Origin of the sequence: Parabacteroides chinchillae (genome assembly GCF_900108035.1) — a bacterium.
In the GTDB taxonomy this organism is placed as follows: domain Bacteria; phylum Bacteroidota; class Bacteroidia; order Bacteroidales; family Tannerellaceae; genus Parabacteroides; species Parabacteroides chinchillae.
The window spans coordinates 214,541-229,179 of record NZ_FNVS01000001.1; the positions used below are offsets into that span (position 1 = coordinate 214,541).

Sequence of the window (14,639 nt, forward strand, 5' to 3'; positions counted from 1 at the left end):
TTAACACAAAGAAGGCCATATACCATCCACACAAGTTATAATTTCACCGCATAAGCATGACTTATTATCTAATAGAAGCTAGTCATGAGTTACAAATAATATTTGAACAATTGGTTTTAATTACAGATTATAAGCAAAAATGGATATTAACAACACAAATTATTACAAGAGCAATATTTAATAAGCATTCAGACATATATAAGCAACATTAAATCACAAAACGTCATATATTTGTATTGTTACAAAACAAAAAGTTACAACAACAAGATTCAAGGAGTAAAAATGACACACCAAGTCAAATTCACAAAGATGCACGGAACCGGAAATGACTACATATACGTCAACACAATGCTCTATCCTCTTGCCAATCCGGAGGAACTAGCCGTCAAATGGAGTGCACCTCACACAGGAATAGGTTCGGATGGATTGGTTTTAATAGGCCCGTCAGATATTGCCGACTTCAGCATGCACATCTATAATGCAGACGGCTCAGAAGCCATGATGTGTGGAAATGCCTCCCGTTGTATCGGCAAATACGTATACGAAAAAGGTCTGACAAAAAAGAAAACCATCACATTGGAAACCCTGTCAGGCATCAAAGAATTGCAATTAACCGTCAAACGGAAGAAAGTAACCCTGGTTACCGTAGACATGGGTGCCCCTACCATTGGCGAAATAGCTCTGGAACTGGAAGCAGGAGGCAAACAATATATCGGTACCGTTATATCGATGGGTAATCCGCATTTAGTTATTTTTGTGGAAAATATAGCCAAGGTGAACCTTTCCGAAATAGGGCCTCTGTTGGAGCATCATCCTTTATTCCCCCATCGTACCAATATAGAATTCGCACAAGTTATAACCGAAGAAGAAATCAGAATGAAGGTATGGGAAAGAGGATCAGGCATTACCCAGGCTTGTGGAACAGGAGCCTGCGCAACCGCTGTAGCTGCCATTGTGAATGGCAAAAGCGGAAGGCTTACTAATATAATTATGGACGGAGGGATACTTTCTATCCGGTGGGATAACGAATCCAACCATGTTTATATGACAGGTGAAGCCATAAAAGTATTCAACGGAACAATAAGTTTATAATAAACAATAAACAGCATAAATCAAATCAGCAAGATATGGCACTAGTTAATGAACATTTCCTCAAATTGCAAAACAGTTATCTATTCTCAGACATCGCGAAGAAGGTAAACAGCTTTAAAATCACCCATCCCAAAGACAAAATCATCCGCATGGGGATCGGTGATGTTACGCAACCCCTTCCCCCTGCCGTTATAGAAGCCATGCATAAGGCCGTGGACGAGCTGGCAACGAAAGAAACCTTCCACGGCTATGGTCCGGAGCAAGGCTACTCTTTCCTTATTGATGCCATCCTGAAAAACGACTATGCCAGCCGTGGCGTCTATCTGGAACCCAGCGAAGTATTTGTAAGCGACGGAGCCAAAAGCGACACCGGAAATATCGGAGACATGCTCCGCCATGACAACAGTATTGGCGTAACAGATCCTGTATATCCCGTATATATCGACTCTAATGTGATGAGTGGACGTACGGGAATACTCGAAAACGGCAAATGGAGCGACGTCGTTTATATACCCTGTACGGAAGAAAACAACTTTATCCCCAGTCTGCCCGACAGGCGGGTAGATATCATCTACTTATGTTACCCTAATAACCCAACGGGAACAACCTTATCGAAAGACGAACTAAAAAAATGGGTCAATTATGCTTTAGCCAACAACGCCATTATCATGTACGACTCTGCTTACGAAGCATATATCCAAGACACAGATATACCCCACTCTATCTATGAAATAAAGGGAGCAAAAAAGGTAGCCATCGAATTCCGCAGCTTCTCAAAGACAGCTGGCTTCACAGGAGTTCGCTGCGGTTACACCGTAGTACCGAAAGAATTGAACGCTTTTACACTAAATGGCGAAACCGTGCAACTGAACAAACTATGGAACCGACGTCAGAGTACCAAGTTTAACGGCACCAGCTACATCACCCAGCGCGGAGCCGAAGCCATATATTCACCCGAAGGAAAGAAACAAGTTAAAGAAACTATAAACTACTATATGACAAATGCAAGAATCATGAAAGAGGGACTCAGAGCATGCGGCCTGAATGTATACGGCGGCACCAACGCCCCCTATCTGTGGCTAAAAACACCCGACAGACTAAGTTCATGGAAGTTCTTCGATAAACTGCTTTACGAAGTAAACATAGTAGGAACCCCAGGTGTAGGATTTGGTCCCAGTGGCGAAGGCTACTTGCGCCTCACTGCCTTTGGAGACAGAAACGACACAATGGAAGCTATGGACAGATTAAAAAAATGGCTACACCAATAAATCGGTTATCTACATAAAAAGGCACTATAGAGAGGTCGCGACCATCAATCAGGCTAATTATTCACGCTCTAACCAGCACTATACAACAACTATTATATATTCACTATAACTTCAACAAACAGGTACTATGTCAAAGTTAAGATTCAGAGTAGTAGAGGCCGCTTTCGAGAAAAAGGCAGCAGAAGTCCCGGCGTCAACCGAAAGGCCGGCAACTTATTTCGGTTCACTCGTTTTCAACCGGCAGAAAATGTTTAAGTATCTTCCCGAAAAAGCGTATGCTAAATTGATAGACTGCATCGACAACAACGCACCGCTAGACCGCGAAACTGCCAACGCCACAGCAGCAGGTATGAAGAAATGGGCACTCGAAATGGGCGCAACCCATTACACACACTGGTTTCATCCGCTGACCGAAGGAACAGCCGAAAAGCATGATGCTTTTGTAGAACACGACGGAAAAGGAGGCATGATAGAAGAATTCTCTGGTAAACTGCTCATACAACAGGAACCGGATGCATCCAGCTTCCCTAACGGCGGTATCCGTAATACATTCGAAGCCCGTGGCTACTCAGCCTGGGATCCGTCATCACCAGCCTTTATCGTAGGCGATACACTTTGCATACCAACAATCTTCATTGCTTATACCGGAGAATCGTTAGACTATAAAGCTCCTCTGCTAAAAGCCTTGGAAGCAGTAAACAAAGCTGCAGTAGACGTCTGTCACTACTTCAACGAAGATGTCAAAAAAGTATACTCTTATTTAGGTTGGGAACAAGAATACTTTTTGGTTGACGAAGGTTTATATGCTGCACGCCCCGACCTGCTACTGACCGGCCGCACCCTGATGGGACACGAAAGCAGTAAAAACCAACAGCTTGAAGACCATTATTTCGGTGCTATTCCGACTCGTGTAATGGAGTTCATGAAAGATTTGGAGATAGAAGCGCTCAAGCTGGGTATCCCAGTAAAGACGCGTCATAATGAAGTTGCTCCAAACCAATTTGAGCTAGCTCCTATTTTTGAAGAATGCAATCTGGCTAACGACCACAATCTGCTTATTATGGCATTGATGCGTAAGATCAGTCGCAAACATGGCTTCAGGGTGTTACTTCACGAAAAACCATTCAAAGGAGTAAACGGTTCAGGTAAACACAACAACTGGTCGCTGGGTACCGATACCGGTATTTTACTGATGGCTCCAGGCAAAACTCCTGAAGACAACCTGCGTTTCATCACCTTTGTAGTAAACGTGCTAAAGGCTGTATATATCCACAATGCCTTGCTAAAAGCCAGTATCTCGTCCGCTACCAACGCCCATCGCCTAGGAGCAAACGAAGCACCTCCGGCAATTATCTCCAGCTTTCTGGGATCACAGCTTTCTGCCGTATTAGATCATCTGGAAAAGAGCGACAGCGAAAACTTCAATCTAGCCGGCAAACAGGGAATGAAATTAGATATAGCCCGTATACCCGAACTGCAGATAGATAATACAGACCGCAACCGTACTTCGCCATTTGCCTTCACCGGAAACCGCTTTGAGTTTCGCGCAGTAGGCTCGTCTGCCAACTGTGCATCTGCCATGCTAGCTCTGAACGCGGCCGTAGCCGACCAGTTAAAACATTTCAAGACAACTGTAGACACAAAAATTGCAGAAGGTAAAGACAAATTTACAGCTATTATAGACCAACTTCGTAAAGACATTAAAGAGTGCAAAGCAATCCATTTCGACGGCAACGGATATAGCGATGAATGGAAAGCCGAAGCAATCCGCCGGGGATTGGATTGCGAAACCAGTGTACCTCTTATCTTCGATGCCTATCTGAAAGACAGTAGTGTAAAGATGTTCGAATCTACCGGCGTCATGACTCGCAAAGAACTTGAGGCCCGCAATGAAGTAAAGTGGGAAACATACACTAAAAAGATACAAATAGAAGCTCGTGTACTAGGCGATCTGGCCATGAACCACATCATCCCGATGGCCACGAAATACCAATCTTCCCTGATTGACAACGTATACAAAATGAAAGATTTATTCCCAACCGAAAAAGCAGTGCATCTGTCGTCGAAGAATCTTGAAATCATTGAAGACATTGCCAACCATACCATCTTCATCAAAGAAAAGGTAGACGAAATGGTAAATGCCCGAAAAAAAGCCAATAAAATAGAGAATGAACGCGAGAAGGCTATAGCATACCACGACACGATTGTCCCTATGCTGGAAGCCATACGCTATCATATCGACAAACTGGAGCTGGTGGTAGACGACCAAATGTGGACCCTACCCAAATACAGGGAGCTATTATTTATCCGCTAGCTTTATTCGACAAGTCTAAGAAACAAAAAGAGACTATTTCTTCGAATAGTCTCTTTTTACAAAGCGTTGATAAACGCTTTCCATAAATTATCATCAGGCACAGGAGCCTCTATTCTTATACTTTCTTTGGAAACGGGGTGAATAAACTCTGCACTACGGGCATGCAGACTGATGCCTCCATCTTTATTGGAACGATCGAAACCATATTTCATATCTCCTTTAATAGGGCATCCCATCTTTGCCAACTGACAACGTATCTGATGATGGCGGCCGGTTTTCAAATCTATTTCCAGCAAATAATAGTTATCCGAATGAGCTATTAATTTATAATGAAGAATTGCTTTCTTCGAATCAGGTCGCTCAACATCATAAGCAAAACTTTTATTCTGCTTTTCATTGCGAACCAACCAATTCACCAACTCACCTTCTTCCGCCGGAGGACAATTTTTCACTATTGCCCAATATATTTTTTTCACTTGGCCGGTGCGGAACATTTCATTCAGCCGTGCAAGCGCTTTGCTGGTTTTGGCAAATAAAACAACCCCGCTGACAGGGCGGTCCAGTCGATGAGCTACACCAACAAAAACATTTCCGGGTTTACAATACTTCTCTTTCAGCCAAGCCTTTAGCAAGTCTGAAAGAGGAGTATCACCGGTCTTATCTCCTTGAACAATCTCGCGGCAGGTTTTATTTACCGCAATGATATGATTGTCTTCGTAGATTACTTCCATATTACATATTCATTCCACCATCAACCTGAATAACCTGTCCTGATACATAAGAGGACATATCAGATGCCAGGAACGTAGCAATGTTAGCTACATCTTCAGGTGTTCCGCCACGGCGCAAAGGAATTTTCTTGCACCATTCTTCTCTTACATCTTCCGAAAGAGCGGCAGTCATATCCGTGATAATAAATCCCGGAGCAATCGCATTAGCACGAATACCACGAGAGCCCAATTCCTGCGCTATAGATTTAGCTAAGCCAATCATACCGGCTTTAGATGCAGAATAGTTGCATTGCCCTGCATTGCCATGAACACCTACAACAGATGCCATATTAATGATACTGCCCGAACGCTGTTTCATCATAATAGGTGTACAAGCGTGGATAAAGTTAAATGCAGACTTCAGGTTAACTGTCAAAACAGCATCCCATTGAGACTCGGTCATACGCATCATCAAGCCGTCCTTTGTGATACCCGCATTGTTTACCAAAATATCTATACGGCCAAAGTCTTTCAATATTTCAGCAACAATTGTATGAGTTTCTTCAAAATTAGCAGCATTTGAAGCATATCCTTTAGCTTTAACACCTAAAGCCTCAAGTTCTTTTTGTGTAGCCAAACCGTTTTCATCAATTACCAAGTCTGTGAAAGCAATATTTGCACCTTCGGCAGCAAACTTCATAGCAACCGCCTTTCCAATACCACGAGCAGCACCGGTTACGATAGCAACTTTTCCTTCTAATAATTTCATACGATTTTATTTTTAATCATTTAACATTTTATTAAACAAGCACCTGCAGAATATCCACCACCAAACACGGTAATACAAACCACGTCTCCTTTTTTGAAACCAGTAGCATTCTGAGCATATACCAATGCAGAACTTACAGAACCGGTGTTACCCAATTCTTCTATATTATGCAAAAACTTTTCTTCAGGCAGGTTTAATTGTTTTGCTATATTCGACATTATACGCATATTTGCCTGATGGCCTATAAAATAGGTAAGATCATCTAACGTATATCCATTCTTCTCTAATAGATATAATACATTCTTCGGCATATAAGTACAAGCCTGAATAAACACATCACGTCCTTCCGGCATCATAATACCGCCGTCACGCGGACGCAATTGCACACCTTCCGGTCCTTTACCCAGATGTCCAAGGCCTTGTGTAAAGATTTCCACAATCTGTGCATCATGTTCCGTCACACGTTCTTTTGAAATAAAAAACGCTGCAGCAGCATCCCCCCACAAATGGCCGGCCTTCGGATCTGTCTCATTATAATAAGCAGAATTTTTATCAGCCGAGATAATCAGAGCTTTCGTAGCCTTACCCATTGCAAAATATCCTTCCACAACTTCAAGTGCATTCACAAAAGAAGAGCAGGCAGAAGATAGATACAAAGCCTTTGCATTTACTATGTTGAACTCATGCTGAGCAATATGTGCAGCCGTTGCTACTGTATCGTAAGGCGAATATGAGGCGGCAACGATCAAATCTACTTCCGTAATGTCGTATGGAAGATCAGGAAGTGCATTTTTAATAGCTTCCAGCCCCATTGTGTTAATGTTCTCTTCGGGTTTAGCTTTAGACCTCGTTCTAATACCTGTGCGTTGTTCAATCCACTCACTTGTCAACCCATTTAATTCCAAAAAATGTTGGTTATGTACCCGTTCTTCGGGCACATAAAACCCTGTTGCGTTAATAAACATCTCTGGTTTTACTTTATCTTGATTCCGTTGAATATTAAGTTCATCACATTATCTCTTCTTTTAATCCGCTGATTAATATTATCGCCCATAATTCCCCGGATATAAGGGACTTCCAAACCTTTTAAAGCATGGTGCAGCACCAAAGCGGTAATATCAGTATCCGGCATCCGGAAGATTCCTTCTTTTACACCCGCATCCAATATCCCTTTGATAATCTCTATCTCCCGAATATCGAAACCTTTACGTACCTTTTCGACACGCCATATATCCCGGAAGAAATTAGCACGCAGCGTTCCGTTACGAAATACGAGTGCTTTTATTGCATCCAGACGAGTATAAATAAAAGTCATCAGTTTTTCATCTGCAGGCAAATCCTTACCGGCCACATCCAGAAGCATTTTATGCAACTGATCCAGCTCTGATTCGACTACAGCCAGATAAATTTCATTTTTGCTCTTGAAATACGTATATAATGTACGTCTTCCTTTCTTTGATGCATGTGCAATATCGTTCATCGTTGTGTTATCCACCCCCAGGCGAGCAAACAATTGTCTGGCCACATCCACCAACATGTCACGTGTTTTAGAAACTGTCATCGGCATTGTATTGCACATTTTGATTAAAACTGTGCGCAAAAGTACCGGAAAAATTATTAACTACCAAGAACAAAACTACATTTTATCGAAATAACCTACTACTCTATCAATCCAAACTGGCCTTTCCTTTTATCCTTTCTCCAAAAAACACGGCAAATTACTTGTTTATTAAAAAATATATACTACCTTTGCACTCGCAATCAAGAATGATATGTACCATATCGCGGAGTGGAGCAGTGGTAGCTCGTTGGGCTCATAACCCAAAGGTCGTAAGTTCGAGTCTTGCCTCCGCAACAGAGAAAGAGAGTGTCACAACAATGTGGCGCTCTCTTTTTTTATCCCTCCATTACTTATTCAGGAACGTTTCTTTATGAATTCTTATTTCATAAGTATGTTTTTCTAATTTCATCAGGATGATTTGAAAAAAACATCCCGATGATTTGAAAATATGTGTTTTTCCTCTCAACTTTCCTTTTTGTGGCATGTTTATTGAGTATATACTAACGGATAGCATATAACGGAATTAACATATAATATTATGGCCTATATAGATTATTACAACATTTTGGGAGTGAACAAGGCAGCTTCGCAAGACGAAATAAAAAAAGCATACAAAAAGCTGGCCCGCCAATATCATCCGGATTTAAACCCGAACAATCCTGACGCTCACCGGAAGTTTCAAGAAATTAATGAAGCCAACGAAGTTCTGAGCGACCCTGAAAAAAGAAAGAAATATGACCAGTATGGAGAAAACTGGAAACATGCCGACCAGTATGAAGCACAACAACAGCAATATCGCCAACAAAGGGCAAACTTTGGAGGTAATGGAGACGGTACATTCTGGTCGGAGTCAAGTGACGGAAGTGGTTTCTCTGATTTCTTTGAATCTATGTTCGGATCACGCAGCCGCGGAGGGAGCAATGCAAACTATGGCTTCCGGGGACAAGATTACACTGCCGAATTACGCTTGTCATTAACTGATGCTGCAAAAACACACAAACAGGTAATCACCGTAAATGGAAAGAATTTGCGTATCACCGTACCGGCCGGCGTGGCTGACGGCCAGACAATAAAACTGAAAGGACAAGGAGGACCCGGCATCAACGGGGGACCTGCCGGAGATTTATATATAACATTCGTCATTGCAGAAGACAACCGTTTCAAACGCGATGGCGACGACCTGTATGTAACAGTTCCTCTAAACCTGTATACTGCGATATTAGGAGGCGAACAGATTATTGATACATTGGATAGCAAAGTCAAGTTAAAAGTGAAGCCCGAAACTCAAAACAACACGAAAGTACGTTTAAAAGGAAAGGGGTTCCCCGTTTATAAAAATGAAGGGAAATTCGGAGATCTTATAATCACATATTCTATAGATATACCGACAAACCTGACAGAAAAGCAAAAGGAACTATTCAAAGAAATACAAAGTCTTAATTAAAACAGTAGTGTATTATGCAAACAGAACTAATTATTGTCAGTGAATACTGCCAGAAATGCCATATAGACCCTTCCTTTATTCTTTTATTGGAAGAAGGGGGCCTGATAGACATTAACATTGTAGATGGCGAAAGATACCTTTTATCGTCCCAATTAAAAGAGGTGGAACAATATACACGTATGTATTATGATTTGTCCATTAATATGGAAGGTATAGATGCAATTCACCATCTACTTAACCGTATGGAGACTCTCCAACACGAAATACATTCTTTAAAAAAGAGGTTACGCATATACGAGTCTCACAATTTCAATATTATTAACATGTAACAAAACGTTGCTAATCAATCCTTCCATTGCAAGTACAAGGAGTATTACACAAACATTTTGTAAATAAATTTGGATTGTATAATATCTTTACTACCTTTGCACTCACAATCAACGACGATTGTACTATATCGCGGAGTGGAGCAGTGGTAGCTCGTTGGGCTCATAACCCAAAGGTCGTAAGTTCGAGTCTTGCCTCCGCAACTTTTTGAAGAATAAGCACAAAAGGCAGCATACAGAAATGTATGTTGCCTTTATTTTTTATAGTAAATGAAATTCGGGGAGTGTATTTGTTTCCCAACATATACCTCCCCTAGCCTTATAACTACTATTTCATCATCTCTGCATCTCTTTGGTTATTTCCATGTTTTGACGCGCAAGTCTCGGGTTCTGGGGCAGATATTTACGAAAGAAGTTCATAGCTCCTTCCAGATCCCCATTCATCAGACACAAAACACCCCTGTTATTCCACGAACGCGGATCGTCGCCCGCCCCTTGCAGAAAATAACGGCCAGCTTCGACATCTCCCAAAGCAATAGAAGCTGCTGCCGCATTCAAGACGGCTTCCTTACAAGAAGGGAAACGGTAAGCTGCCAATTCATACACCTCGCGATACTGTTCGGTACCCGGACGGTACAAAGTTGCAACCTGCAACAATTCATCCAGACTTAGCTTATCGGGAGCACTATATACTTTCTGTGCCAACTCCGTCATATCCATACCCGATTGTTTGGAGGCAACCATTGCCTGCGACTTATAAGACACGGCCAGTTCCATACGGCGCAAACGCGAGAAGAAGTTCTTCTCAATATCTTTATATACATTGCCCTTGTCTAATGCACGTATCTGACGACGGCAACTATCAGCATCCTGACGCCCGTTTATAATAGCCAACACCTGGCGTGCATACGGCTTGCCCGATTTAGCTATAATCTTTGCCAGGCCGTCCCAGTCCTCGCCTACCCAATCGATGCTAATCATTCCGTTATCCGGAAACTTATACTGCTTCAGCAGATAGTTTTTGAATTGGATAGCACGGTTACCTGCCAGACGCTCATTTTCTTTGGTATTTCCATCGGGGGAGGCATAACCGGTAAGGCGAATCGACTCTACTTGGTTCCCTTGGCGGAGCAACGGCATCAATTGCTCTTTCAGCTTGGCCAGCTCCGCACGGTTATTTCCATAAGTTGGGTTTATGGTTATTCCGTTAGCCGGAAAGTCTATATATGCCGTCAATTGCTGTGTGGTAACAGCAGGCGTCATAACCGCCGTTTCAGGCTCTATATAATTAATCATACGGCTAAGCACAGAGGAGGCGTCTACCTGTACCATCGGTATCTCTTTATGGCGTACCAATCCGGATGCCTGCACGGCCAGGTCTCTCCTCTCTGTTACTTCCTGTTGTGGTATAAACTCCGATTGCGTCTCCACAGCCTGTCGCCCTGATCCGCACGAGGGTAATGCCATTAATAAAGCAAGCCCCGTTATATCTCCTACAATTTTCACCTTCATTATTTATCTATTTTTGTCTGTTGATCGACTCTAGCAAGAACTTACCCGGCCTGAACTTGACACTCATCCGTTGACGTATCGTACAAGGAGCTCCATTCTGGGGGTTTCGTCCGGGCCGTTCCTTTTGTTTCCAGGGAACCAATGAGCCAAATCCCTGAAGAGCAATCATACCGTCATTTCCCAGTTCTTCGCCTATAACTTCCATCAAAGAGCCAATAAAGCGGAGAGACTCCTGTTGTGTAATATCCATCTTCTCCGACAACGCATTTGCCAAATCTGTCTTATTCATAATCTATATATTTATGTTTGTTACTTTGTTATACTTTTGCGCCAACCTGTAATCTGCCGTCCGATGTCTTCCATCATCAATACAAGCTTGGCATAGCTGCCGGTATCTATTACCTTCAATTCATTGCACAGGCGTATTTCCAGTTTCAGGAATTCAAACTCGTCGACAAGCTGCATCAAATGCGGCGTCTTGTCTTGCGACACATTAGCACGGTAAATGCAGCGTGTAAGATTCATCGCATCCCGCCGTATATCCTGCATCAACGTATACTTGTATTCACGCGGGGCATGATGCGACACGGCGTAAATCATTTTAATCAACTCCACTGTCCGCAGATAAAGCGGTGTTTCAGTATGTAAAGCCATGATTCAATATTTCTGGACAATTATACCGGGCAGCATACACTTCCATGTATAAATCGTCGTAGTTTCCGGGAACCAGCCCGGCCTTTTTCTGACATCTCATAATATTTGCACATATATTCCGTACAGCCTGGTGGCGCAGCAACCGCACCTTCTCTTTCCGTACGATCTTCTCTGGGGTGAAATAATAAAGCTTATCCAACGCCGGAGAGAGCCACTCGCGCACCTTCTTCCGCAGGCTAAAACTATTATGGTGCCTCATAAGACCCAGATACGAATTAAGGCTCTGAAGGAAATGTTCTTCTTCATCATCACTGAGCGGACGACGGGAAGCTTTGTAGTTATACTCACCAATTGTTTTACGCATGCCTTTTATGGCGCGTTTGCCCGTCTTTATAGTCCGTCCCTTCACGATAGCGCCCACAAAGCGGACTCCTTTGGAATAATGTGTCAACCGTATCTTTTTAGGATGCAGGGTCAGCCCCAGTTCATCACGCAAGAATGTCTGAAAAACGGGTACCAGGCTTTTAAGGAAGTCCTTATCCTGATGTACCACAAAGAAATCGTCTACATACCGTCCATAGTAACGCAGTCGCAGTTTACTTTTGCAATAGTGGTCAAAGCTATTCAGGTAGAAGTTGGCAAACAACTGGCTCGTCAGGTTGCCGATGGGCAAGCCCAGTTCTTTGTTGCAGACAAACATGTCCAACTGCTTCGGCGCCTTGTCGCAAGGCATAGGCATACCGTTCATCGAGAAGAGGCTCTTGTCTTTAGGCAAGCCTTTCCACAGATGGCGGAACCCTTTTACATGCACCCTCGACACCGGATTATCCAAAGCTATCATATTAGTGAGATAGAGAATAGTCTCCAAATCGTCCCCTTTATACTTCTCTTTCAGGAAAGCATCCAGCTTGTTTGCCAGCAAGCGGCGGTCTATGTTCATAAAGAAGCCGCGGATGTCGCATTGCAGCACGTAGCAGTCTTCGGTATAGTTGGCGGAGCATTGGGCTATGAAACGTTTCAGGCGTTTCAACCCGAACAGTGTGCCTTTTCCTACCCTGCATGAATAACTGTCCAGTATAAACTCCTTTTCAAACAAGGGGTTTATGCGGGCAGCCAAATAATGGTGAACCACCCGGTCGCGGAAAGAGGCTGCAAACACCTCCCTCTTCACCGGCTGGAGCACTATAAAAGCATTTGAGCGTGATATCTTGTATGTACCCTCTTCTATCTCCTTATACAGGTTATACAAGTTGCTTTCGGCATCCACCTCGAAGTCCATCGCAACCGGTGTACGCCTTTTAGCCCGGCGACAATCAAGCCACGCTTCCACTAATGATTCAAAATCTATCTTCATTTCATCCACATTTATCAGATTCGCTAACAAGTCCCGGACACAGCGAACATAGCGATTGTTGCTCGTGTTGTTATTGAAATTGCCCGAATCTTAACTCTACCCTAAGCCGTAACATTAGAGTATTCCGAAGTTCAAACTACTTTGTCTTTCTCTACATATTATTTCCCTATTTATAAATAATCCGTCCCGTCAGCCTTATAAGATTCTCAATGAGTCCCGGACACAGCGAACATAGTTGTTGTTGTTCGTGTTGTTGGCATTGAAATTGCCATCACTGAAGCGCAGTTTGCAGCGGTTATTGGCATTACCATTGTAGACCGAACTACTCCAGTAGTTAGAGCTGATGAACGATGTAGTTGCCACTTATAACTTGCCTGCCGGGGCGTCCCGACGGAATCTTAACAGAGCCTCTCAGCCCTGTGGGCAACCGGATTCATCCGAATCTTACACTATCCTGAGCCGTAACTGCAAGACATTCCGAAGTCCGGATTATTTTATTACTATTTATTCTTTTATATCAATTCACGTTATACTTTGTTTCCACCGATTCAAGACATACCGCAACGCATCAATCATAAATGAGTCCCGGACACAGCGAACATAGTTGTTGTTGTTCGTGTTGTTGTTATTGAAATTGCCATTGTTGAAGTTCAGTTTGCAGCGTTTGCCGGCATTACCATTGTAGACCGAACTACTCCAGTACCAATTGCTGATGAACGGTGTAGTTGCCACTTCTAACTTACCTTCCGGAGCTTCCCGGCGGAATCTTAACAGAGCCTCTCAGCCCTGTGGGCAACCGGATTCATCCGAATCTTACACTATCCTGAGCCGTAACTGCAAGACATTCCGAAGTCCGGATTATTTTATTACTATTTATTCTTTTATATCAATTCACGTTATACTTTGTTTCCACCGATTCAAGACATACCGCAACGCATCAATCATAAATGAGTCCCGGACACAGCGAACATAGTTGTTGTTGTTCGTGTTGTTGTTATTGAAATTGCCATTGTTGAAGTTCAGTTTGCAGCGTTTGCCGGCATTACCATTGTAGACCGAACTACTCCAGTACCAATTGCTGATGAACGGTGTAGTTGCCACTTCTAACTTACCTTCCGGAGCTTCCCGGCGGAATCTTAACAGAGCCTCTCAGCCCTGTGGGCAACCGGATTCATCCGAATCTTACACTACCCCGAGCCATGGCTGCAGGGTATTCCGAAGTCCTGATTCATTATTTCTTTATTTCATTTTACATCCTCCTCTTCTTTTTTTTAGCCGGACTAACAGCTTGCAGATTTTCAATGAGTCCCGGACACAGCGAACATAGTTGTTGTTGCTCGTGTTGTTCCAATTGAAATTGCCATTGTTGAAGTTCAGTTTGCAGCGTCTGTCGGCGTTGCCATTGTAGACCGAACTACTCCAGTAGTAATTGCTGTTGAACGGTGTAGTTGCCACTTCTAACTTGCCTGCCGGGGCTTCCCGGCGGAATCTTAACAGAGCCTCTCAGCCCTGTGGGCAACCGGATTCATCCAAATCTTACACTACCCTGAGCCGTAACTGCAGGGTATTCCGAAGTCCAGATTAGTTATTCTATTTTTACTTTTTTCGTGATGGTGTATCACGCGTACGCGTGAT

General features: G+C 43.1%; 17 protein-coding genes and 2 tRNA genes. 7 read left to right on the forward strand and 12 right to left on the reverse strand.

Annotated features, from left to right (window positions below; translation table 11 throughout):
- Positions 1 to 282 precede the first annotated feature (282 nt).
- The 3 genes from dapF (at position 283) to C4S38_RS00820 (ending at position 4,674) form a co-directional block, all read left to right on the forward strand.
- Entirely contained in the window at positions 283 to 1,092 is an 810-nt protein-coding gene (dapF, locus tag C4S38_RS00810; protein WP_103982142.1) for a diaminopimelate epimerase, read from the forward strand.
- 35 nt (positions 1,093 to 1,127) lie between these two features.
- On the forward strand, positions 1,128 to 2,360 hold the full coding sequence (locus C4S38_RS00815) for an LL-diaminopimelate aminotransferase (protein ID WP_103982143.1): 1,233 nt from the start codon (positions 1,128 to 1,130) through the stop codon (positions 2,358 to 2,360).
- A 127-nt stretch (positions 2,361 to 2,487) separates the two neighbouring features.
- Positions 2,488 to 4,674 carry a glutamine synthetase III family protein gene (locus C4S38_RS00820; protein ID WP_099465236.1) on the forward strand — a complete coding sequence of 729 codons (2,187 nt, stop codon included), beginning with the start codon at positions 2,488 to 2,490 and terminating at the stop codon, positions 4,672 to 4,674.
- Between the two features lie 56 nt (positions 4,675 to 4,730).
- Here the strand turns inward: C4S38_RS00820 and C4S38_RS00825 are convergent, their stop codons facing one another.
- Genes C4S38_RS00825 through C4S38_RS00840 form a run of 4 tightly spaced genes read right to left on the reverse strand, consistent with a single transcriptional unit; the run spans position 4,731 to position 7,720 of the window.
- The gene (locus C4S38_RS00825) at positions 4,731 to 5,405 is read right to left on the reverse strand and encodes an RluA family pseudouridine synthase (protein WP_103982144.1); all 675 of its coding nucleotides are present in this window, start codon (positions 5,403 to 5,405) and stop codon (positions 4,731 to 4,733) included.
- Position 5,406: 1 nt separating this feature from the next.
- On the reverse strand, positions 5,407 to 6,153 hold the full coding sequence (gene fabG, locus C4S38_RS00830) for a 3-oxoacyl-[acyl-carrier-protein] reductase (RefSeq protein WP_099465234.1): 747 nt from the start codon (positions 6,151 to 6,153) through the stop codon (positions 5,407 to 5,409).
- A 20-nt stretch (positions 6,154 to 6,173) separates the two neighbouring features.
- The gene (locus tag C4S38_RS00835; RefSeq protein WP_099465233.1) at positions 6,174 to 7,118 is read right to left on the reverse strand and encodes a 3-oxoacyl-ACP synthase III family protein; all 945 of its coding nucleotides are present in this window, start codon (positions 7,116 to 7,118) and stop codon (positions 6,174 to 6,176) included.
- An 8-nt stretch (positions 7,119 to 7,126) separates the two neighbouring features.
- Entirely contained in the window at positions 7,127 to 7,720 is a 594-nt protein-coding gene (locus tag C4S38_RS00840; RefSeq protein WP_103982314.1) for a TetR/AcrR family transcriptional regulator, read from the reverse strand.
- A 216-nt stretch (positions 7,721 to 7,936) separates the two neighbouring features.
- Here C4S38_RS00840 and C4S38_RS00845 point away from each other — a divergent pair.
- From C4S38_RS00845 to C4S38_RS00860, 4 genes are all read left to right on the forward strand, one after another.
- Positions 7,937 to 8,008, forward strand: a tRNA-Met gene (locus C4S38_RS00845).
- Between the two features lie 244 nt (positions 8,009 to 8,252).
- Positions 8,253 to 9,158, forward strand: coding sequence for a DnaJ C-terminal domain-containing protein (locus tag C4S38_RS00850; protein WP_103982145.1), 906 nt, complete (start codon positions 8,253 to 8,255; stop codon positions 9,156 to 9,158).
- 14 nt (positions 9,159 to 9,172) lie between these two features.
- A complete protein-coding gene (locus C4S38_RS00855) occupies positions 9,173 to 9,487 on the forward strand; it encodes a chaperone modulator CbpM (protein WP_099465230.1) in 315 nt (104 codons plus the stop codon).
- A gap of 129 nt (positions 9,488 to 9,616) precedes the next feature.
- Positions 9,617 to 9,688, forward strand: a tRNA-Met gene (locus C4S38_RS00860).
- Positions 9,689 to 9,820: 132 nt separating this feature from the next.
- On the opposite strand, the gene C4S38_RS00865 is transcribed toward C4S38_RS00860, so the two are convergent.
- From C4S38_RS00865 to C4S38_RS15690, 8 genes are all read right to left on the reverse strand, one after another.
- Positions 9,821 to 10,996, reverse strand: coding sequence for an OmpA family protein (locus C4S38_RS00865; RefSeq protein ID WP_103982146.1), 1,176 nt, complete (start codon positions 10,994 to 10,996; stop codon positions 9,821 to 9,823).
- 7 nt (positions 10,997 to 11,003) lie between these two features.
- Complete coding sequence (locus tag C4S38_RS00870) at positions 11,004 to 11,285, reverse strand: HU family DNA-binding protein (protein WP_099465228.1); 282 nt, start codon at positions 11,283 to 11,285, stop codon at positions 11,004 to 11,006.
- A 20-nt stretch (positions 11,286 to 11,305) separates the two neighbouring features.
- A complete protein-coding gene (locus tag C4S38_RS00875; protein WP_099465227.1) occupies positions 11,306 to 11,650 on the reverse strand; it encodes a four helix bundle protein in 345 nt (114 codons plus the stop codon).
- On the reverse strand, positions 11,634 to 13,004 hold the full coding sequence (locus C4S38_RS00880; RefSeq protein ID WP_146059433.1) for an RNA-directed DNA polymerase: 1,371 nt from the start codon (positions 13,002 to 13,004) through the stop codon (positions 11,634 to 11,636). The genes C4S38_RS00875 and C4S38_RS00880 overlap by 17 nt, the downstream gene beginning before the upstream one ends.
- A 195-nt stretch (positions 13,005 to 13,199) precedes the next feature.
- Positions 13,200 to 13,367 carry a DUF1566 domain-containing protein gene (locus C4S38_RS15675; protein WP_146059434.1) on the reverse strand — a complete coding sequence of 56 codons (168 nt, stop codon included), beginning with the start codon at positions 13,365 to 13,367 and terminating at the stop codon, positions 13,200 to 13,202.
- A gap of 159 nt (positions 13,368 to 13,526) precedes the next feature.
- A complete protein-coding gene (locus tag C4S38_RS15680) occupies positions 13,527 to 13,736 on the reverse strand; it encodes a hypothetical protein (protein ID WP_143813396.1) in 210 nt (69 codons plus the stop codon).
- Positions 13,737 to 13,895: 159 nt separating this feature from the next.
- Positions 13,896 to 14,105, reverse strand: coding sequence for a hypothetical protein (locus C4S38_RS15685; RefSeq protein WP_143813396.1), 210 nt, complete (start codon positions 14,103 to 14,105; stop codon positions 13,896 to 13,898).
- Between the two features lie 138 nt (positions 14,106 to 14,243).
- Positions 14,244 to 14,459 carry a hypothetical protein gene (locus C4S38_RS15690; protein WP_160034608.1) on the reverse strand — a complete coding sequence of 72 codons (216 nt, stop codon included), beginning with the start codon at positions 14,457 to 14,459 and terminating at the stop codon, positions 14,244 to 14,246.
- Between the last annotated feature and the right edge of the window lie 180 nt (positions 14,460 to 14,639).